The following is a 19,825-nucleotide window of genomic DNA, read 5'->3' as shown; positions in this document are numbered from 1 at the left end:
AGTTTTATCGCATCATAATTTTATCTAATCGTTCAAAAGCTTCTTTAACCTTTACCAGATTTCTATCATACTCGGCATTTACTTCTGCTACATCGACACCACAGAAGTCGCAGGTTTCACAGTCATCATGAACAAAGTTTTTGCAGGCCTGGCAAAGTTTTAGCACACCCGGCATACGCGGGGTGAAATCTTTATAATCCTCATCTTTCTTTTTAGTAGTAAAGCTATTAGGTGATTGCACTTCCACAATGTTACCCATCTCATCTTCCACTACAATTTCAAACAGGCCATAGTCAAACGAGGTTCCTTCAGCTTCTTTTATTTTCCTTACGCGTTCTTTTAGTCCTTTTGATTTTAAGGTTAATGCGCGATGATGGCAAAACGGATTATTGCCTCTTTTCCCAAACAGCACATGGCTTGTCCAGGTGCAACCGGCTAAGCAGGTAGAAGCATAGTAGCAATCCTTGCAGCCACCCCAAAGTTCGTCGCGGTCCCGATACCGGGAGAAAAATATATTTTCACTATAGTGCCAGATATCCTCCAGCGACATATCTTTAATATTACCAGCAGTATAATCTGAAGTGGGTAAAGATGGGCAACCCTTTATTTTTCCATCGGCTTCAATACCCAATGAAGTGTGCCCGGCAGAACAGCCCGAAAAAAAGCCTTCGCTACCCTGGCGCCATATGTATTCGTAAGGGCCGTAGTAACCTATATTATTGCCTGCCTGTATCAGTATGTTATGAACTAGCGCCCTGCGGTACAGCTTGATCAAATCTTCGTATAAATCAACCAGTTCATATGGCTGAATGATGAGCTCATCGGCATTATCAACCGCGTTACCCATGGCTACGGCTAACTGAATTTGCCAGTTTTTTACGCCGTGCAATATCAAAATATCCAGCAACTGATCTAACTCATGCTTGTTGGTTTTGGTAATTACCGTATTTACACTCGATACAATATCATGCTTTCTCAGCAGGTCAAGGCAGCGTACTGCGTGGTCAAAAGAATTACTGCGTCCTCTGATGCTATTATGCGTATCAGGCATACCATCAATAGACACGCCTATATTTTTTATTCCGGCACCCTTGGCTGCAATAATCCTTTCTTCGGTTAAATTATAAGCGCCGGTTTGCATGGAACAGTCAATGCCGCTCTGGTCAATTTTCTCAATAATCTGCAACCAATCTGGCCGTAAAAACGCCTCGCCTCCAATGATGGAAATTTCGCGGGTTCCTAACTTTTTCAGGCTGTCAATAACTTCAAAACATTGCTCTGTAGTAAGTTCGCCCTGCCTTATTTTACCGGCCCTTGAGCCGCAATGTGAACATTTGAGGTTACAGGCTAAAGTAATTTCCCAAACTACATGCACGGGAACGGCAGTTTGGTAATCGTCTCTTATCCTGTAGCGTTTTGTTAGTTGTTCCATAATGAAATTTGGGTTAAAAAAGAGGCTGCATAAACACGTAATGAAAGTACCGCTAAGGGATACATTAAGGTTTAGGTTTTATTATTACTATCCGGTTTTATGCAGCCCCGTGATAAATAAAAGCTTACTTCTTTTCGAGTTTGTCAATTGCTTCAAGCAGATCAAGTAGTGCAAGGTGCAGATCGCCCTGTTCCCTGATGGTTTGTTTTGCCTGTGCAGCAACAGCTTTCATTTTTTCAACGTCGTTTGAAGCAATAGCATCCCTGATGCCTACTCCGTAAAGTACTACGATTCCCATGATAATTGTGGTTTAAGTTTTAGTTAAAGTTAAATCGGTTTTTTATAATATGATACCGTATTATTACCTTTTTTTAAACGTGATTTCACGTTGTTTTATTTGTATTTAATTGATGGTAAGGTGTTTTGTAAAATTTACTATGGATTTACTAACTGGTCGCTTACAATTTAAGAGTTTGATTGTTATTAGTTATTATTAAGTAAAGATTAATTTATATGTGGAAAGAAATAGATAACAAACTGCACAAAGCTTATCAATTTAAAGATTTTTCGGCAGCGTTTGCCTTTATGACAAGGGTAGCACTCCTGGCTGAAAAGCATAACCATCACCCCACCTGGACAAATACTTATAACAAAGTGGAGATATGGCTAAGCACGCATGATGCTGGCGATAAGGTTAGCGAAAAAGATAAACTATTGGCACAGGAAATTGACCTTTTAAAATAGTAGGATAACAAAATTTCATCGTCGCTTTTATAACAAAAAAATCTAATACTCGGTCGATCCCTTTAATATGATAGGCAATTTGTTTCTAAACCGCGTATTAATATCATTTACGTGCACTGAATGCATTATTGAATCTGAACGCTACAGTAAATCGCTTAAAAATCTAATAATCATTACCTTTAAGCTTGTCAGGATTATTTGTTAAGCGTTATTTTTCCCAGTTTATCGGTCATCATTTCGGTGAACCATAAATTGCCATCGTAATCCATTCTTATGCGGTGCATCATGGAGTTTTTGCTTGGAATGGTATGTGTGGTGCATGGTATTCCTGAAAGACTTGTAACGCCTTCGTTGTGAATAGCTTTATCAATTTTAATAATATAATCATTGCCCGCTGGCACAGGGTTGTTTAAATCAACATAAACTTGTACCCAAATATTGTTTTCACGATCAAAGCTTAATGAGGCTACGATATCATTTTTTTGCAGGGCAGGTACGGCATATTCAGTAATATTACCGGCCATATCAATTTTACCAATTTTAACGCCCGCTTCTTCACTAAACCACATATAATTCCCGCTTGGGTCAGGAATTACGGCAATTGGTCTGCTGTTAGCAGTAGGAATGGTGTATTCTTTTACTACGCCTTGTTTAGATATGTTGAGGATGCTACTTCCATACAATTCGGTGCCCCAGATGCCGCCATCGGGCCCGGCAGAAAGATATATGGGTAATGCTGCCAGTGTGTTTAATTGAAAATGCTCAACAGATTTATCCGGATTAATACGGCCTATGGTACTGGTACGTTTCCCTGTAAACCAAATGGTTTCTCCGTTGGCATCAAGGCCGATGCCATGGGGAGCGGAATTAATAGGTGTTTTTGCTCCTTTGGCAAATATCCGTACATCAATTTCTTCTACAATGTTACCGCTATCATCCAGGCGTACTACCAGCCCAAAAAACTCCAGCGATACCCATAACCGGCCTTGTTTATCAAACAAAATACCATGTGGACCGCTGCCTTCGGGCATATTATAATAAGCCAGTACATTACCGCTGTAATCAAACTTGGCTACCTGGTGCATGTTTTGCCCGGTAACGAAAATGAATTTGTCGTTAATGACCAGTTCGTGGGTTGATCCTTTAATACTGCCGGGCCAGTTAAGGCTGTATTCGGTAATAATTCCAAGGGTTGAAGTGCCGGTAGTAGCGGTTGCTGTGCCGTTACCGTGCGAATGTGTGTTCATATCCATTGTTATAAGGTTTTAGTGTTTCAAAATTAGTAAATGTTTAATTGAGAAACAGATACCATTTGTGTTTTTTAAATATTTGAGGGTAAGTTGTTTATGTAATAGATGGAGTTGATATGCCATTTTTGACAGATGAAGTGGAGATCTGAATTTAATCCACAATGGATACTTTTTTCCACAATTGGGTTAAAAACAATAGCATGCGCTAACTTTACCCAATTACAACCATTTACAAATTTTGGCAAAGGATACGAATAAGGAAACTCCGTTGATGCAGCAGTACAACCAGATTAAAGGTAAGTACCCCGGTGCATTATTGCTTTTCCGTGTGGGCGATTTTTACGAAACATTTGGCGAAGATGCTATTAAGGCCGCCGGAATTTTAGGTATTGTGCTTACCCGCCGTGCAAATGGCGCAGCTACACATATTGAACTGGCCGGTTTTCCGCATCATTCACTGGATACCTATTTACCCAAACTGGTAAGGGCCGGGCAGCGAGTAGCCATTTGCGATCAGTTGGAAGATCCGAAGGCTACCAAAACCATTGTGAAGCGTGGGGTTACTGAATTGGTTACACCTGGTGTGGCTATCAGCGATAATATCCTGCATCAAAAAAGCAATAACTACTTAGCTTCACTTTATTTTGAAAAGAACAGCATAGGCATAGCCCTCATTGATATTTCGACAGGTGAGTTTATTACCGCACAGGGTAGTATTGAGTATGTCGATAAACTGTTGCAAAGTTATTCGCCCAGTGAGGTAATTTACCCCAAAAGCCGTCAGCAGGATTTTAAAGACAATTACGGCGACCGCTTTTATACCTATACCCTTGATGAATGGCCCTACAGCGGCGATTATGCCAATGAAGTTTTATTGAAACACTTCGGCGTAAAATCATTAAAAGGTTTTGGTATTGATAAATTGACATTGGGTATTGTGGCAGCGGGAGTTGCCCTGCATTACCTGAATGAAACAGAACACCGCAATTTACAACATATATCGGCCATCAGCCGGATTGAGGAAGACCGCTACCTGTGGCTTGACCGATACAGTGTACGTAACCTGGAACTGGTAGGGTCGGCTAATGAAAATGCGCATACGCTGGTAGAAGTGCTGGATCAAACCTGTTCACCAATGGGAGCGCGTTTGCTGCGTAGATGGATTGTAATGCCTTTAAAAGAAATTAAACCCATTAACGACCGTTTGGGTGTAGTAGAGTTTTTAATTGAGCACGGGGAGCTGAGCGAAACACTGAAACAAAACATCAGGTTAATTGGCGATCTAGAACGATTAATATCCAAAATTGGTTTACAAAAAGCTAACCCGCGTGAAGTTTGTCAGCTTAAAAAAGCTCTAAATGCTATTGATACCATCAAAAAGCTGGGCGAAACTTCAGCCAATAAACCTTTGCAGGCTATAGCCGAGCAATTAAACCCCTGTGTGCTTATCAGCGAAAAGATTGAGAAAGAATTAAGTGCCGAACCCCCGGTTATGCTGGTAAAAGGCGGCGTGATGAATGATGGCGTGAACGAGGAGCTTGACCGCCTACGTAAGATTGCATTCGGCGGCAAAGGCTATTTGCTGGAGATCCAGAAACGCGAAGCAGAAGCCACCGGGATCCCTTCGCTCAAAGTATCGTTCAACAACGTATTTGGTTATTACCTGGAGGTAACACACAGTCACCGCGATAAGGTGCCTTCTGAATGGATCAGGAAACAGACCCTAGTAAATGCTGAACGTTATATCACCCCCGAATTAAAAGAATACGAGGAGCAGATTTTAGGTGCCGAAGAAAAAATATTAGCGCTGGAAACCAGGCTGTATAACGATTTACTGTACAGCTTAGCCGAATATATTAAACCGATTCAACTTAATGCACAGCTGATAGCCCGTTTGGATGTGTTGCTTAATTTTGCAACCATATCTGTCAAAAACTATTACGTTAAGCCAGAGGTGAATGAAAGCCGTATATTGGATATTAAAGGTGGCAGGCACCCGGTTATAGAAAAGAATTTGCCTTTAGGCGAGGAGTACATTACCAATGATGTTTACCTGGATTCGGAAACCCAGCAGATCATCATTATTACCGGGCCCAACATGGCGGGTAAATCGGCCTTGTTACGACAAACTGGCTTAATAGTTCTCATGGCACAAATGGGCTGTTATGTACCAGCCAGGGCAGCTTCTATTGGATTGGTGGATAAGATATTTACAAGGGTAGGCGCATCAGATAACCTTTCATCTGGAGAATCAACCTTTATGGTGGAGATGAATGAAACTGCCAGTATTTTAAACAACCTGTCAGACAGAAGTTTGATTCTGCTGGATGAAATTGGCCGTGGAACTTCTACCTATGATGGTATTTCTATAGCATGGTCAATTGCTGAGTTTTTACATAGCCAGCCTAATGCCAGGGCAAAAACATTATTTGCTACCCATTATCACGAATTAAACGAGCTAAGCAACAGCTTTAACCGCATTAAGAACTTCAATGTATCGGTAAAAGAAGTTGGTCACCAAATTATCTTCCTCCGTAAACTGGTTCCGGGCGGAAGTGAACACAGTTTTGGTATACACGTAGCTAAGCTGGCAGGTATGCCACCTAAAGTGCTGAGCCGGGCAAATGAGATTCTTAAAAAGCTGGAAAACGAACGGACGGGAGGGGAGCATATTAAAGAAAGCATCCGCAAGGTGCAAAAGCAGGCCGTGCAAATGCAAATGTTTTCTATTGATGACCCTGTATTGGTGAAAATCCGCGATACACTTAATAATCTTGATGTAAATACCTTAACCCCGGTTGAAGCACTGATGAAGCTGGATGAGATACAAAGGGTAATAAAAGGGTAATACTAGAATTTTCAAGCTGGTCATTTTAAGGCCTTAGCAGATCCAATTGTTAATATGTTAACAATATCAGCATAACCCGAACACGTGTTTGACCGTATTTTTAGGGTATGAATAAAGTACACTACCTGTATTGCATTTTACTATTGTTTGCTATTGGTTTTTCGTCATGTCATTCCAGGAAAGCTGTAATGCGCGGTGAGCCAGGCGAAGTGGTTAAACCACAAACCAATATTGCCGATAAATACGCTACTATTTTAGGGGTTGACAGAAGCGATATACAAAATGGCCGTTTATACGCCTTTGTAGACCAATGGATGGGCACTCCTTACAAATTTGGTGGACTAGATAAAGATGGTATTGATTGCTCGGGATTGGCTTTGTTATTGGAGCAGCAAGTTTATGGTATTAATATACCACGTACAACAGGTCAGCAGGTTATCGCAATTAAAAGAAAATACGAAGAGCAATTAACCGAAGGCGATTTGGTGTTTTTTGATTATGATGGTAAAAAGTTTAGCCACGTTGGTATTTATTTGCAAAATGGTTATTACGTACATGCCAGTTCATCACACGGGGTAATGATCACTAAACTGCATGATCCTTATACTTACAAATACTTTTCACGCTGTGGATCCATCATTCCGGATGATACCAGTGCCTCAAACGGAAAATAATTGCAGTTTATTCCGTATTTTTGTAACATGGCTGAAGAACCAAAGCAGGATTACTCTTTCTGGACAAAGTATAAAAAGTACGCTGGCAATGAAATACTCCTTTATGTTATTATGATAGTGGGTATTATCTTAGGCATCATAATTTTTAGTTAGTTTTTGGTGAGTACCACGTTGTATTCGTCGGCATCAACAATGGCCTGGTAAAAATCAACTAAATCCTGATAAGTGTCTTTGCTGTAGGTACCCTCAATAAATTGCAACTTCCGTTTATAGGTCAACTGATTTCCAATTAATACCATTGTTGCAGTAAACTTGCCGAATGGTTTCTCAATAGATACCATTAAGGGCTCTTTTTCCGGGCGAAAACCAGAAGGGATGGTATAAGTTACCTCATCTTCTTCCGTATAGCCACGCGCTATGTAAACATCATTTATGCGGTTGCGTACTTCTTTAGGTGTTTCCTCTATCCGGTTTACAGGGTTTAACAGAAAGTAATATTTCCCATCCGAGAAAGAAGCATAATCCCGGGCGTGTAAAGTTATGTTTTCTGTAGTTGACGGATTAAAACTTTTATCCTGTTGCAAATCCAGCTTATCAATCAAAAGGTTATTAATAGGATATATTTTTTGCAGCATTTTATTCTGCTCCGTACGTGGTTCATTTATTAGTTCATCCCTGTATTCATAGTCAACTCCCTTAAAAACGGTGGTCATATTGCCAGATATTGCTCCCTCATTGTCGATTGCAAAGTTTGCTTTACGCCTCTTAACATTATCTTTTAGGGTGTATTTAGGAGTGTGCATTAGTTTTCCACCTTCAGGGGTACAGGCTAATACGTTTCGGTCGTCGGTAAAACTACCTAAATACCCAAAAGGAATAGTTTGACTGGTACAATCTGCCCATGTGGTATCATTTTTAAATGGAATGCATAAAATAATATGATTCCCCTGGTTTAAACTTGGGAAGTCATTTTGTAAGCCAATTGTATAATCATTATCTGCCTGTACAATGCAGTAGTATGAGTTTATATCAATTGCTTTTAACAATGCCTGTGTGTAATTAACCAGGGCCTTGCAATCGCCATAATTTTGCTTGTCAACATCCGCTGCTAAAAATGGTTGGATACCGCCAATACCTACTTGTACACTAATATAATGTGTTTTGTTTTGCATGTACTCATATACTTTTTTTGCTTTTTGTTTTGGGTCGGCAATGTCTTTTGTAATTTCTTTTATATGCTGGATGGTTTCAGAATCTAAATTCTGTCTGCTTGCAATCAGGTTATTATATTCCCATTTACCTAAATCTTCCCAATTGTTATAAGTTCCGTTAATGCCATAATAGGTGAAGTTTTGAGGGGCTATTTGAACACCAGGTAAAAAGCTGTCATGATATGGGCTAAATGGTTCGTGCTTTGCCGCTTTTTGATTATTAAGTTGCCATGTATAGGTTTTTAAGCCATGAGTGTCGGTACTTATCAATGGTTTACCAGCAAGATTTGACGCTTTATAATTGATATTAAAATCGGGTTTACAAATAAAGGTAAATGAGCTTTTTTCAACAGCAATACCGGTATGTTCAACTGGCTCCCATTTATCTATATCCAAGGTTTGTTTTGACCGATATTCGTAATCGTAAACAATGGTGTAGGGGTACTCAGTAACAGAAGGTGTGTATACTTTCACTCGTGCGTCTTCAAATAAAGAAAAATCATGGGCGTTGCTATAATCTTCACAGTCACTTTTTGAAAACTTGCTGATCTGTTTTCCAAATGAGTTGTAAATGGCCCCTTTAATGGATTTTAATTCTGTGATTTTATCATACTCAACAATCAACCGGGCCATATCATCACCATTTTTATTGAGTACAGTTATCGCTTTTGTAATGTGATAATTAACATTACTTAAGTCTTTTACCTCAATAGTTGTTTCGCTATTGCGTATAACAACTGTAGCATAGGGCATCAGTTCTTTTGAAATAAGGCTCGCATCATAATTTTCTTGTGCGTCAGCAGCCTTAAAAAACAGCAGTAAACAAGTTATTACTATAAATATTCTCATTATTTCTTCTTAAAAACCATTTCACCTTTTTCTGTCTGAATAATCTTATTATATAGTTCTTTTAAATAAGGATACTCATCAGGACTGTATATTCCCTTATTAAACTGAATGATGTTTGAAAAGGTAAAGGTGTTATCAAGTGGATCATAAGTGGATAAAAACCGCCCGCCGTTATTAGGCATCTCTACGTTTAATGTTTGCGGCGGTGTTGCAACTATGTATCCCTTAGCTAAATGAATGGTCAAAATATTTCTTTGATCAGATGCCATACCCCAGTCTACCGGATATAGTCTATCTGTCATTTTAAAGGGATTTTCGGTGATCTTGTTAAGGAAAAAGGGATTAAATGTGAAGTTGCCGTTACTCACTTTGTCATATAATGAGATTTCAACTTCGTAAATCTCACCTACTGGCTGGTCAAGGCTGTCCAGAGCATTTATAGTTGACTTAAGTATTTTAAGTTTTGGTAACCGACTGTTAATTGCCTCAATATATTCATCGGTTGAGTTGAATTTCTTAATGGCTTTTCTTTTTAAATAGGCATCATAACCAATAGAATAGTTTATGATGGTGCCTTTTAGCTTACCATCTTCCTGTAAGGTAAACTCCATTGAATAGGTGCTTTTTTGTTTTTGTTTTGTAATAAGATCAACAAAATAAGATGGTTTGTCCAAGCTCATTACACGACCTTGTCCGTTAAGGCATTTTAAAGGCAACATACCAAATGGTAAAAGCGGATCGGTAGCATCAAGGAAATAACTATCAGTACCAATGTCAACTTTAGCTACTACATAATTGAAATCGCCAATAACCGGGTAAAGGCTATTGATACTGCCATTTTCCCGTGTAGATAATATTACAGCGTCGGCCTTTAAGCCTGCAGCTTTCAGTGCATTAATTAATGAAAAATTAATATCAGCAACACTACCGCTATGCGAGTCCAATGCTTTATTTAAGCCGTCGACACAAGAAATACCACTATACTCATTCCACTTAAACCACTTTTGTAAATAAGCGTAAATTGCTTTAGCCTTACTTAAATCGTCAGTTTTACCAGCAATTACGGGAATGATCCTGTCTTTTAATAAGCTCTCTCTTTTTAACTGGCGACCAAAATAAGAATCTGTTTTGAGTTGATAATCAACGTCTTTCCATTCTTTAGTGTATCTTACTTTTGCTCCTGTATATGGATTCATATAGTCAACCAGCTCAAAGTTTATAGCCGATCTGTAGTTTTTGGGTGCTGTCATAGCATCTTCTTCTATAAATGCCGGAATATTGTGCATGCCATAAGTGATAAATGAACAATCACAATGTGCACCTCCTGATGAAAAACATTCCTTCTCTATTTCGGATGTGTTTTTGTCAAGTTTTAGAAACCCTCTGATAGATGCATTATAATTCCAAAAACCGGGAATATGGACATCATATTCCGAACTTATTTTAGGAATATCGGTTTGAAACTGCCATGAGTGAAAGTTTTCCCAATAGGGTGATTCAATAGTGTATTGATATTCTACAATACAGCCATTCCGTAAGCCGGGTAACGCAAATTTATAATTGGCCCAATGCTTATTTTCTTTTACCGGGTATATTTTTTTGTCTTCGAGCTCTATTTGCCTTGTTAAACCGTTATCATCTTTATAGGTGGTAATGCCTTTAATATTACTGACATCTTCATACAAATCTGTATTACTATTGTTATAAACAGGTATTTGAACAGTGCCGTTATCAAAGCCCTTATTATCGAAAATCTTTATTTTAACATGATAGGTGAAAAATACTTTAATATAGTCATCGCTACTCACATTCATTTTTGATTCACCAAACTCTTGCAAAACCACTGCATGAGCAGATGTATCTTTTGCGTATTTGGTCATATCCATTTCCTGTTGGGTAGCAGTGCCGAAGGTGAAGTTCTGAGCTTTAGAAAGTTTAGTGAAAAGTGATAAAATAAGTACAATTATCAGGGCTTTTTTCATTGTTTAAATTGAGAATAAGGTGGCAGCAAATTAAAATAATAGATTTAGAAGAGCGAATAAAAGATCAAAAAAATCTTCTGGTTATACGTAGTAACAGCAAGTCGTTGTTTGATTTAAAACCCATCATGGTAATTATTTTTTACTAAATACAATTTCACTTTTTTCCATTTGAATAATCTTATTATAAAGCTCCTTTAAATAAGGGTACTCCGCCGAACTATAAATGCCTTTGTTGAATTTGGTAATAGTGGAAAATATGAACGTATTATCAAGCTGTTCATAGCTGGATAAAAACGTTCCTCCATTGTTCGGCAATCCCAGATTTATTTTTTGTGGAGGGCTATTTACAAGATAGCCGCCAGGTAAATGAACGTTTACAATGTATTTATCTTCCGAAGGCATCCCCCAATCTACAGGGTACGACCTTTCTGCTAACTTGAAGGGATTTTCGGTGATTTTATTTAAAACAAAAGGTGTAAAGGCGAATTTGCTATTATTTAATTGGTCATATTGGGAAATTTCAACCTCATAAATTTCTTCAAGGGGCTTATCAAGACTATCCAGATTGTTTATGGTAGATTTAAGTACTTTGAGCCTTTGCCAATTGCTATAGCGGTCATCAACATATTCATCGGTCGAATTGAACTTTTTTATTGCATTTCTTTTTAAATAGGCGTCATATCCAATAGAATAGTTGGTGATAGTGCCTTTTAATTTACCGTTTTCCTGCAAAGTAAAATCCATAATGCTGGCGCTTCTTTTACTTTGATGAGTGTCCATATCTATCCAGTAAGATGGTTTATCAAGGCTCATTACGCGGCCCTTGCCATTTAAGCATCTTAAAGGCAATACGCCAAACGGTAAAAGCGGATCGGTAGCATCCAGCAGGTAGCTTTGATTGCCGATAAATAATTTTGCTACAACATAATTAAAATCATCAAGGGATGGATGGATATTGTTTATGGTGCCATTTTCTCTTGTGGATAGTATTACAGCATTCGCATTTAGCCCCGCAGCATTCAGTGCTGTTACCAAACTCAAATTAATATCGGCATCACTACCGCTATGTTTATCAAGTGCTTTGCTTAAATTCTCACTATAAATCCCATAAACCCCATCCCATTTAAACCATTTTTGCAAAAAACTGTAAATGGCTTTTGCCTTGTTTAAGGTGTCTGTTTTATTTTCAATTACTTGCCTTATTTTATCTTTTAATAATCCTTTTCTTTTTAATTGACCATTAAAGAATAGTTCGCTTTTTAATCTATCATCAATGTCGGCCCATTCTTTAGTGCCATTACCTTTTTTACCTGTGTAAGGGTTCGTATAATCAATTAGGGTGAAATAGATGGCCGATTTGTAATTTTTAGACGCAGTCATAGCTTCTTCTTCCACAAATGCAGGTACATCATTCATTGAATAAACAATAAATGAGCAGTCACAATGTGCGCCGGGGAGTGAAAAACAGGGTGATTCAATTTTTGCTTGACTTGTGTTCAACTTAAGCGTCCCTCTCAAAGAGGCATTATAGTCCCAGAATGCTGGAATATGGACATCGTATTCGGAACTTATTTTTGGAATGGCGCCCTGGAATTCCCATGAGAAGAAGTGTTCCAGCAAAGAAGTTTCAAAAGTAAACTGATATTCGATAACGCAGCCATTGCGTACCCCAGGCATAGCAAACTTATAAGTAAGCCAATTTTTGTTATCTTTCACCTGGTAAATTTTCTTGTCTTCGAGGTCTATTTGTTGGGTTAAGCCCTTCTCGTCTTTATAAGAAGTTACCCCTTTTATATCGTACACAGGTTGATGATAATTTATATCATCTTCTTCGTTATTATTACCATAAACAGGTATTTCAATAGTTGCATTACTGAAACCTTTATTGTCAAAAATCTTTATTTTAACATGATAAGTATGTATTAACCTTATACCGCGCTTGGTATAAGTGATTTTCGAATCACCAAATTCTTTCAAAACTACACCGTGGGCCGAAGTATCTTTGGGATATTTGGCCATATCCATTTCCTCTTGAGTAATAGTGCCATAAGTAAAATCCTGTGCCTGGGAAAATTTGCTAAAAAACGATAAAACAAGTATAATTATCAGGACTTTTTTCATCGTTTAAATTGAGAATAAGGTGGCGACAAATTAGTATTTTTATTGAATTAAATTAATTGGATTTTAATTTATAGTACTGAAATCTTTTTATGACCTTTGCGGCCTTTGCATAATGATTAAAAGGTAGCGATTTAAGAAACAATAAAAATCCTGAGCCGTAAACAGTAGCAAAGACAATTATCTTGTAAATAATACATCTTATTGATGAAACTTAATTTAAAGCGCCCGCTGGCATTTTTCGATCTGGAAACAACAGGAACCAATATTGGTATTGACCGTATTGTGGAGATATCTGTTATAAAGTTGCACCCCGACGGCAGTGAAGAGGTGAAAACTTTTCGCGTTAATCCTGGGATGCCTATACCTTTGGAATCATCATTAGTGCATGGTATTTATGATGAAGATATAAAGAGTGAGCCTTTTTTTAAAGAAATAGCCCAATCAATAGCTGATTTTATTGATGTAAGTGACCTTGCCGGATATAACTCCAATAAGTTTGATATCCCTATGCTGATGGAAGAGTTTTTAAGGGCCGATATTTTATTTAGCCTTGATAACCGCCATTTTGTTGATGTGCAGAATATATTTCACCAGATGGAGCAGCGCACTTTAAAGGCTGCTTACCAATTTTATTGTGATAAACAAATTATAAATGCACACTCTGCCGAGGCAGATACCCGTGCTACTATGGAAGTTTTGCTTGCCCAGGTGGCCCGTTATGAGAATACCGAATGGGAAGATAAAAAAGGAAACCGTTCAATCCCCGTTGTTAACGATGTAGAGGCTTTGCATAACTTTACTAACCTAAGCAAACCGGTTGATTTTGCCGGACGCATGGTTTTTAATGAAGATGGAGAAGAGACCTTTAACTTTGGTAAACATAAGGGCAAACCTGTTGAAGAGGTATTAAGAATAGAGCCAAGCTATTACTCGTGGATGATGCAGGGGGATTTTCCTTTGTATACTAAACGCAAGCTGGAAGAAATACATAACCGTTTTACTGCCAAAAGAATTGCCGAGCGCCAACCTAAGCCGGTACAACCAAAACCTCAGGCTCCTGTTGATGTTAATGCCGTGGAAAAGCCTGCTGAGAAACCATTTAAAAAAGATTTCCAGAAGCCCAATCCTCCAAGAAATAATGAAAATATTAGGCACGATCAAAAGCCTTTTAAAAAGCAGGATAATGAACCCGCAAAACCTGTTAATGAGGATATGTTGAAAATGCTGGCTGATAAGTTTAAAAAAGGATAGTTTTTTCAATTTCGGAAGTCGGATTTTCGATTTTGGAAGTCAGGCGATTTTATATTTTTTGATTTTGCAGGTGGTTATTAATCGCCTGTAAATAATCTTAATTGTCCTTTCCAAGGAAATTGATATTCCTTTTTAAACCGCTGTACTTTGTTCTTTTTACAGCAGAGTTTTTAAATACTTTTTGAAATACGTCTTCTGTAATGTCTTCCCAATCCTGCTTTTTTAGGTTTAAAAGATCGGGGTGGGGAGTAAAGGCAGGTTCCTGATGCAAAACGGAAAATTTGTTCCATGGACAAACATCCTGGCAAACATCGCAGCCGAACATCCAATCGTCCATTTTACCTTTAAACTCCGCAGGTATTTCATTTTTTAATTCAATGGTAAGGTAGGAGATACATCTGCTGCCATCAACAATATAAGGCCCTACAATAGCCTGGGTAGGGCAAGCGTCAATGCAGTTGGTGCAGGTACCGCAATGATCGGCAGTGGGGGCAATATCATATTCCAGTTCAATGTCAACTATCAGCTCCGCTAAAAAAAAGAACGAGCCAACCTTTTTGCTGATCAGGTTAGTGTTCTTTCCTATCCAGCCTAAGCCAGCTTTTTTGGCCCAGGCCTTGTCCAGCACCGGAGCCGAGTCAACAAAGGCCCGTCCGCTCACTTCGCCTATTTGTTCATTTATAATGTCCAGCAGTTGTTTGAGTTTTTCTTTTATTACCTGGTGATAATCAGTACCATAAGCGTATTTGGAAATTTTAGGACCTGAGGGGTCAATTTGCTGTGCATCAGTAAAATAATTAAGACTTAAAGAGATTACTGATTTTGCGTCATCAACCAACAGGCGTGGATCCAGGCGCTTATCAAAATGGTTTTCCATGTAGTGCATTTCGCCCTGCATGTTGTTTTTTAACCAGTTTTCCAGCCTGGGCGCCTCTTCCTCCAAAAAATCAGCTTTTGATATACCACAAAACATAAAGCCCAGCCTTTTGGCTTCATTTTTTATGAGCGTGCTATATTGCTGTTTGTTTTGGAGCATTGGTGCAAATATACCACAAAACAAAATTTAAAATTAGTCTGCTATCTGGCTTCAAATCGTATTCAAATAAAAACGCCTCTTTGAATTATTCAAAGAGGAGCTTCCGTTGTATTTTAAATTCCACCTTTAGGGGCTAGGGGATTAAAAACTATGTCTTAAACTATTGCTGAATGTTTTTGTTGACCAGTAACCACTATCCAATATTCTTCTAACAGTCATCAACGGGTAGTCAGGATCACGTTTGTCAGCAAGTTGAAATGCCAACTTAAAGCCATACTTCTGAACTATTGGTAATACTGGTTTTTTCCATACACCAAACGGGTAAGCAAAGTATTCCATTTTTTTGCCTGTAATTTCCTCCAGTTTTTTTGTTGGCTTTTCAATTTGAATCACCCAGTCATCCTTTTTAGGATTAGGATCATGTTTGTACCGGTCTACGCGGTGGTGATCCCAGGTATGGCTGGCAATTACGTTTCCTTCATCAGATAGTTGCTTTACCTGCTCCTTGCTCATGTAATGCGGGCGACCTAAAGATACTGTCATGATAAAATAAACAGCCTTAAAACCATATTTCTGCAACGTAGGGCGTGCAATCTCAAACTGGTCAAGGTCGGTATCATCAAACGTAAGCATAATAGGTTTGCTTGGCAGTGGGGTGCCTTTTGTTAAATAATCATATAACTGATTAGGCAGTATAGTATGGTAACCACTATCAGCCAGCATTTTTATGTGCTCTTTGAATGCAGCAACAGGTATGATATAATCTTTTGATGTTTTGGAATCAGTTGGCCTCCAATCACGGATTTGGTGATAACAAACGATTGGTACTTGTTTGCGGGCCATAATTGCCGCATTGCTTGCTGACTGTGCTGATGAAACCAAAGCAGAAAATGAGAGTGCTGCAACGGCTATGAGTTGTTTAATCATTTGATAACGGTGTATTTGAAATTTGAAGTGGGCAAAAGTAATATTATTTTGCTTTTGGTATAAATAAAGAATAACAATAAAAGTTTGAATTTATTTGAAATAATCTATCTATAACACAATTCGTTTGCCTTCTTTAATTGATCTTTTTGCAGCATCCAATATTTCCATTACAATCATATTGTACTTTAAGGACGAAAGATCATCCGTGCCAGGCAATTGGTTATGCAGCACTGCGGTTAAATAAATAATTGGGTCATTTATAGGCGCGGCAAGCGGATCAACTGTTTTTGAACTTTTAATGTTTTCGCGCAGGCGGCTAACAATGTGACTGGTATCAAGGGCATGCAGGTAACCTGTTTCGCCAAAAACTTCAAAATCTTTTATAGAGAATGGCCAGTTCCATGATCCTTCTATCTGCCCTATAGCACCCGGATATTCTACAATAACGGTAGCGTCATCTTCTACTTTTGGATAAACAGCCGGTTTGTAATGCCTTCCAATAGCTGTTACCGCAATAGGCTTTTGACCATGCATCATCCAGGTCATCAGGTCGGCACCATAGCATCCAAAATCATTAAGGGCACCGGCACCGTTTAATACAGGGTCGGTAAGCCAGCTTAAAAACTCTTCGCTGCAACCAATTTCTTTTGGCCCCTGATGTCCATCGTGCGCTACCATTCTCTTAATTGATCCAATAGTGCCTGCATTTACGGTATTGTATACGTCTAAGTTAGACGGGTACCATGTGGTTTCGTAATTTGTTAATACTTTGATGTTATATTTATTAGCCAGTTCTTCCATCCGTTTAGCCTGGCTCAAAGTGGCCGCCAAAGGTTTTTCAACCATAACCGGGATATGTAATGGTGCACATACTTCCACAATATCCACATGATTAGCGGCAGCGTTGTAACCTAAAACAGCATCGGGCTTTGTTTTAAGCACCATTGTTTTAAGGTCTGTAAAGAACAAGGAGTCGGGGATATGGAATTGCTTGCCAAACTTTACCCATAAGGCTTTGTTTGGCTCTGCAATGCCCACAATATCGGCCTTGCCATCCCTGTATCTACTTAAAATTCCATAAACGTGATTGTGGTTTAAACCGGCCACACCTAAACGTAGCTTGTTTTGTGCATTAACTATGCCGGCAAAAGCGAGCAGAATAAATGAAAATACAATGGTTTTAATGAAATTTTTCATATGCTATTTTTCGGTTGATAAAGAAAATGGAACGTCAATATCCTTTGTACCGCGTTGTTTGTTTGGCTGTGCGGTCATGTTAAAGTTAATGGTAGTTCCCTGCAATAATGCTTTATGGCTTAGCCAGTTAAAATCATAAGGCTGGCCATTAACCGTCATGGTATTTACGTAAATATTACTGTCGCTGTTGTTTGGCGCATTGATCACTATTTTTTTGCCGTTTTCAAGGTTTACGGTAATTTTCTTAAACAATGGCGCACCTAATACATACTGATCACTCGCCGGGCAAACCGGGTAAAAGCCCATTGCCGAAAATACATACCAGGCAGATGTTTGTCCGTTATCCTCATCGCCGCAATAGCCATCAGGAGTAGCCATGTATAATTTATTCATAGCATCACGCACGTGGTATTGGGTTTTCCATGGCTGGCCTGCATATCCGTAAAGATAAAGCATGTGCTGTATAGGCTGGTTTCCATGTGCATACTGGCCCATGTTTACAATCTGCATTTCGCGGATCTCGTGGATCACTTCGCCGTAATAGCTGTCGTCAAAAATAGGAGGGAGCGTAAATACGGAATCTAACTTGGCAATAAATTGTTTTTTACCACCCATCAGGTTAATTAATCCCTGCATATCCTGGAAAACGCCCCAGGTATAATGCCAGCTGTTACCTTCGGTAAAGGCATCACCCCATTTAAATGGATTAAATGGCGTTTGGAATGAGCCATCTTTATTTTTACCGCGCATTAAACCGGTTGACGGATCGAACAGGTTACGGTAGTTCAGCGCGCGTTTTTTGTAGATGCCAATTTCAGATTCAGGCTTGTGTAAAGCCTTGCCCAATTGATAAATGGCAAAATCGTCATAAGAATACTCTAATGTACGCGCGGCATTTTCGTCTATCTTAACATCGTAAGGTACATAACCCAGTTGGTTGTAATATTCAACACCTTTACGGCCGGTTGCTCTTGGGCCCTCGTTATTGGCTCCATGTATTAAGGCTTGATATAAAGTTTCGATATCATAACCCCGCAAACCTTTTATATAGGCTTCAGAAACTACTGAAGCAGAGTTATTACCCACCATTACATCAGAGTAACCTGGGCTCGACCATTCAGGCAACCAGCCACCTTCTTTGTAGTCATTTATAAGGCCTTGCTGCATCTCTTTGTTTATGCTTGGATAAACCAGGTTAAGGAAAGGATAAAGTGCCCTGAAAGTATCCCAGAAGCCAGTTCCCGCAAACATATAACCCGGCATTACTGTGCCGGTGTACGGACTGTAGTGCACAATCTTGTTGTTGGCATCAACTTCGTAAAGTTTATTCGGGAAAAACAGCATGCGGTACATGCATGAATAAAAGGTACGCATCTGATCAACAGAACCACCTTCAACTACCAGATGGTTAAGGGTTTTGTTCCAAACATCTTTAGCTTTTTGTTCGGTAACATCAAAGCTATCGTTGCCTTGCTCTCTTTTTAAGTTAAGCTCTGCTTGTTCAAAGCTCACAAATGATGAGGCTACCCTTAAATGCACTTTTTCGTTATCGCTGGTTTTAAAGCCAATAACAGCTATAGCATGTTTGGCGTGTAGTGATAATGAATCGGTTAATGTTGAATCGCTGTAGGTTTGCGCTATTACGATAGGTTTATCAACATAAATAACAAAGTAGTCTTTAAAGTTTTTTAATGGCCCGCGTGCAAACTTGGTGGAGTAGCCAATAATCTTATTTTCTTTCGGGATAACTTTAACAAATGATCCTTTATCAAATGCATCTATCACAATAAAAGAACTATCGTTCTTCTGATAGGTAAACCTGAATTGAGCTGTCCTGTCAGTAGGTGCAATTTCTGTGGTTACGTTATGGTCGGCCAGGAAAACACTGTAATAATAAGGTTTTGCTATTTCAGCCTTATGGGAAAACCAGCTGGCGCGACCATTTTGTGATACCTTCAGATGCCCGGTAACCGGCATTATGGCAAATTGACCATAGTCATTCATCCATGGTGAAGGCTGGTGCGTTTCTTTAAAGCCATTGATCTTGTGGGCATCATAAGTATATTGCCACCCGTCGCCCATTTTACCTGTTTGAGGGGTCCATGTGTTCATACCCCATGGCAATGCAATAGCAGGGTAGGTATTACCATTTGAAAGATCGTACTTGGAATCGCTGCCCATTAAAGGGTTGATGTAATCAACCAGGTTAACAGCTTTAGTGGTTTGTTGAGAGAAGCCTTTTACAGTAATCAGCAGGGCTATAAAAAGGAAGAAATTTTTCATTAGTTTATCAGGAGTAGTTA

At 38.9% G+C, this 19,825-nt stretch carries 15 protein-coding genes; 5 read left to right on the top strand and 10 right to left on the bottom strand.

The genetic code is table 11. From position 1 onward, the window contains the following. Positions 1–4: 4 nt before the first annotated feature. Positions 5–1,432, bottom strand: coding sequence for a radical SAM/SPASM domain-containing protein (locus JN11_RS17075; RefSeq protein ID WP_144914499.1), 1,428 nt, complete (start codon positions 1,430–1,432; stop codon positions 5–7). 124 nt (positions 1,433–1,556) lie between these two features. Next, positions 1,557–1,730 (bottom strand): DUF1843 domain-containing protein, encoded by a 174-nt coding sequence (locus JN11_RS17070; RefSeq protein WP_144914498.1) that lies wholly within the window; start codon positions 1,728–1,730, stop codon positions 1,557–1,559. A gap of 215 nt (positions 1,731–1,945) precedes the next feature. On the opposite strand from JN11_RS17070, the gene JN11_RS17065 reads away from it, so the two are divergent. Further along, entirely contained in the window at positions 1,946–2,176 is a 231-nt protein-coding gene (locus JN11_RS17065; RefSeq protein ID WP_144914496.1) for a 4a-hydroxytetrahydrobiopterin dehydratase, read from the top strand. 194 nt (positions 2,177–2,370) lie between these two features. Here the strand turns inward: JN11_RS17065 and JN11_RS17060 are convergent, their stop codons facing one another. Continuing rightward, the gene (locus JN11_RS17060; RefSeq protein WP_144914495.1) at positions 2,371–3,429 is read right to left on the bottom strand and encodes a Vgb family protein; all 1,059 of its coding nucleotides are present in this window, start codon (positions 3,427–3,429) and stop codon (positions 2,371–2,373) included. Positions 3,430–3,664: 235 nt separating this feature from the next. Between JN11_RS17060 and mutS the strand changes: the two genes are divergently transcribed. The 3 genes from mutS to JN11_RS24855 all read left to right on the top strand — a co-directional run bounded on the left by mutS (position 3,665) and on the right by JN11_RS24855 (position 7,101). After that, the gene (gene mutS, locus JN11_RS17055) at positions 3,665–6,274 is read left to right on the top strand and encodes a DNA mismatch repair protein MutS (RefSeq protein WP_144914493.1); all 2,610 of its coding nucleotides are present in this window, start codon (positions 3,665–3,667) and stop codon (positions 6,272–6,274) included. A gap of 107 nt (positions 6,275–6,381) precedes the next feature. Then, complete coding sequence (locus tag JN11_RS17050; protein ID WP_144914492.1) at positions 6,382–6,948, top strand: C40 family peptidase; 567 nt, start codon at positions 6,382–6,384, stop codon at positions 6,946–6,948. A 27-nt stretch (positions 6,949–6,975) separates the two neighbouring features. Then, positions 6,976–7,101 carry a hypothetical protein gene (locus JN11_RS24855; RefSeq protein ID WP_262713291.1) on the top strand — a complete coding sequence of 42 codons (126 nt, stop codon included), beginning with the start codon at positions 6,976–6,978 and terminating at the stop codon, positions 7,099–7,101. On the opposite strand, the gene JN11_RS17045 is transcribed toward JN11_RS24855, so the two are convergent. The 3 genes from JN11_RS17045 to JN11_RS17035 form a co-directional block, all read right to left on the bottom strand. Continuing rightward, positions 7,098–9,008, bottom strand: a complete 1,911-nt coding sequence (locus tag JN11_RS17045) for a DUF3857 domain-containing protein (RefSeq protein WP_144914490.1) — start codon at positions 9,006–9,008, stop codon at positions 7,098–7,100. The genes JN11_RS24855 and JN11_RS17045 overlap by 4 nt on opposite strands. Next, complete coding sequence (locus tag JN11_RS17040; RefSeq protein ID WP_144914488.1) at positions 9,008–10,990, bottom strand: DUF3857 domain-containing protein; 1,983 nt, start codon at positions 10,988–10,990, stop codon at positions 9,008–9,010. Before JN11_RS17040 ends, JN11_RS17045 begins: the two co-directional genes overlap by 1 nt. Before the next feature lie 132 nt (positions 10,991–11,122). Continuing rightward, positions 11,123–13,111, bottom strand: a complete 1,989-nt coding sequence (locus JN11_RS17035) for a DUF3857 domain-containing protein (RefSeq protein WP_144914487.1) — start codon at positions 13,109–13,111, stop codon at positions 11,123–11,125. A 204-nt stretch (positions 13,112–13,315) separates the two neighbouring features. Between JN11_RS17035 and JN11_RS17030 the strand changes: the two genes are divergently transcribed. Then, a complete protein-coding gene (locus tag JN11_RS17030; protein ID WP_144914485.1) occupies positions 13,316–14,362 on the top strand; it encodes a 3'-5' exonuclease in 1,047 nt (348 codons plus the stop codon). Between the two features lie 97 nt (positions 14,363–14,459). On the opposite strand, the gene queG is transcribed toward JN11_RS17030, so the two are convergent. From queG to JN11_RS17010, 4 genes are all read right to left on the bottom strand, one after another. Continuing rightward, the gene (gene queG / locus JN11_RS17025) at positions 14,460–15,398 is read right to left on the bottom strand and encodes a tRNA epoxyqueuosine(34) reductase QueG (protein ID WP_144914483.1); all 939 of its coding nucleotides are present in this window, start codon (positions 15,396–15,398) and stop codon (positions 14,460–14,462) included. Positions 15,399–15,539: 141 nt separating this feature from the next. Next, positions 15,540–16,325: a polysaccharide deacetylase family protein gene (locus JN11_RS17020; protein WP_144914482.1), complete on the bottom strand. Its 786-nt coding sequence runs from the start codon at positions 16,323–16,325 to the stop codon at positions 15,540–15,542. Positions 16,326–16,433: 108 nt separating this feature from the next. Beyond that, positions 16,434–17,522 carry a Gfo/Idh/MocA family protein gene (locus JN11_RS17015; protein ID WP_144914480.1) on the bottom strand — a complete coding sequence of 363 codons (1,089 nt, stop codon included), beginning with the start codon at positions 17,520–17,522 and terminating at the stop codon, positions 16,434–16,436. A 3-nt stretch (positions 17,523–17,525) separates the two neighbouring features. Further along, entirely contained in the window at positions 17,526–19,805 is a 2,280-nt protein-coding gene (locus JN11_RS17010) for a GH92 family glycosyl hydrolase (protein WP_144914479.1), read from the bottom strand. Between the last annotated feature and the right edge of the window lie 20 nt (positions 19,806–19,825).

The sequence above is a fragment of the Mucilaginibacter frigoritolerans genome, from assembly GCF_007830615.1.
Lineage (GTDB): Bacteria > Bacteroidota > Bacteroidia > Sphingobacteriales > Sphingobacteriaceae > Mucilaginibacter > Mucilaginibacter frigoritolerans.
This window is presented reverse-complemented; position numbering and strand designations above follow the sequence as displayed.

Coding starts and splice junctions, on each gene's coding strand:
- JN11_RS17075 (WP_144914499.1), bottom strand. CDS start 1,432: ATGGAACAACTAACAAAACGCTACAGGATAAGAGACGATTACCAAACT.
- JN11_RS17070 (WP_144914498.1), bottom strand. CDS start 1,730: ATGGGAATCGTAGTACTTTACGGAGTAGGCATCAGGGATGCTATTGCT.
- JN11_RS17065 (WP_144914496.1), top strand. CDS start 1,946: ATGTGGAAAGAAATAGATAACAAACTGCACAAAGCTTATCAATTTAAA.
- JN11_RS17060 (WP_144914495.1), bottom strand. CDS start 3,429: ATGGATATGAACACACATTCGCACGGTAACGGCACAGCAACCGCTACT.
- JN11_RS17050 (WP_144914492.1), top strand. CDS start 6,382: ATGAATAAAGTACACTACCTGTATTGCATTTTACTATTGTTTGCTATT.
- JN11_RS24855 (WP_262713291.1), top strand. CDS start 6,976: ATGGCTGAAGAACCAAAGCAGGATTACTCTTTCTGGACAAAGTATAAA.
- JN11_RS17045 (WP_144914490.1), bottom strand. CDS start 9,008: ATGAGAATATTTATAGTAATAACTTGTTTACTGCTGTTTTTTAAGGCT.
- JN11_RS17040 (WP_144914488.1), bottom strand. CDS start 10,990: ATGAAAAAAGCCCTGATAATTGTACTTATTTTATCACTTTTCACTAAA.
- JN11_RS17035 (WP_144914487.1), bottom strand. CDS start 13,111: ATGAAAAAAGTCCTGATAATTATACTTGTTTTATCGTTTTTTAGCAAA.
- JN11_RS17030 (WP_144914485.1), top strand. CDS start 13,316: ATGAAACTTAATTTAAAGCGCCCGCTGGCATTTTTCGATCTGGAAACA.
- queG (WP_144914483.1), bottom strand. CDS start 15,398: ATGCTCCAAAACAAACAGCAATATAGCACGCTCATAAAAAATGAAGCC.
- JN11_RS17020 (WP_144914482.1), bottom strand. CDS start 16,325: ATGATTAAACAACTCATAGCCGTTGCAGCACTCTCATTTTCTGCTTTG.
- JN11_RS17015 (WP_144914480.1), bottom strand. CDS start 17,522: ATGAAAAATTTCATTAAAACCATTGTATTTTCATTTATTCTGCTCGCT.
- JN11_RS17010 (WP_144914479.1), bottom strand. CDS start 19,805: ATGAAAAATTTCTTCCTTTTTATAGCCCTGCTGATTACTGTAAAAGGC.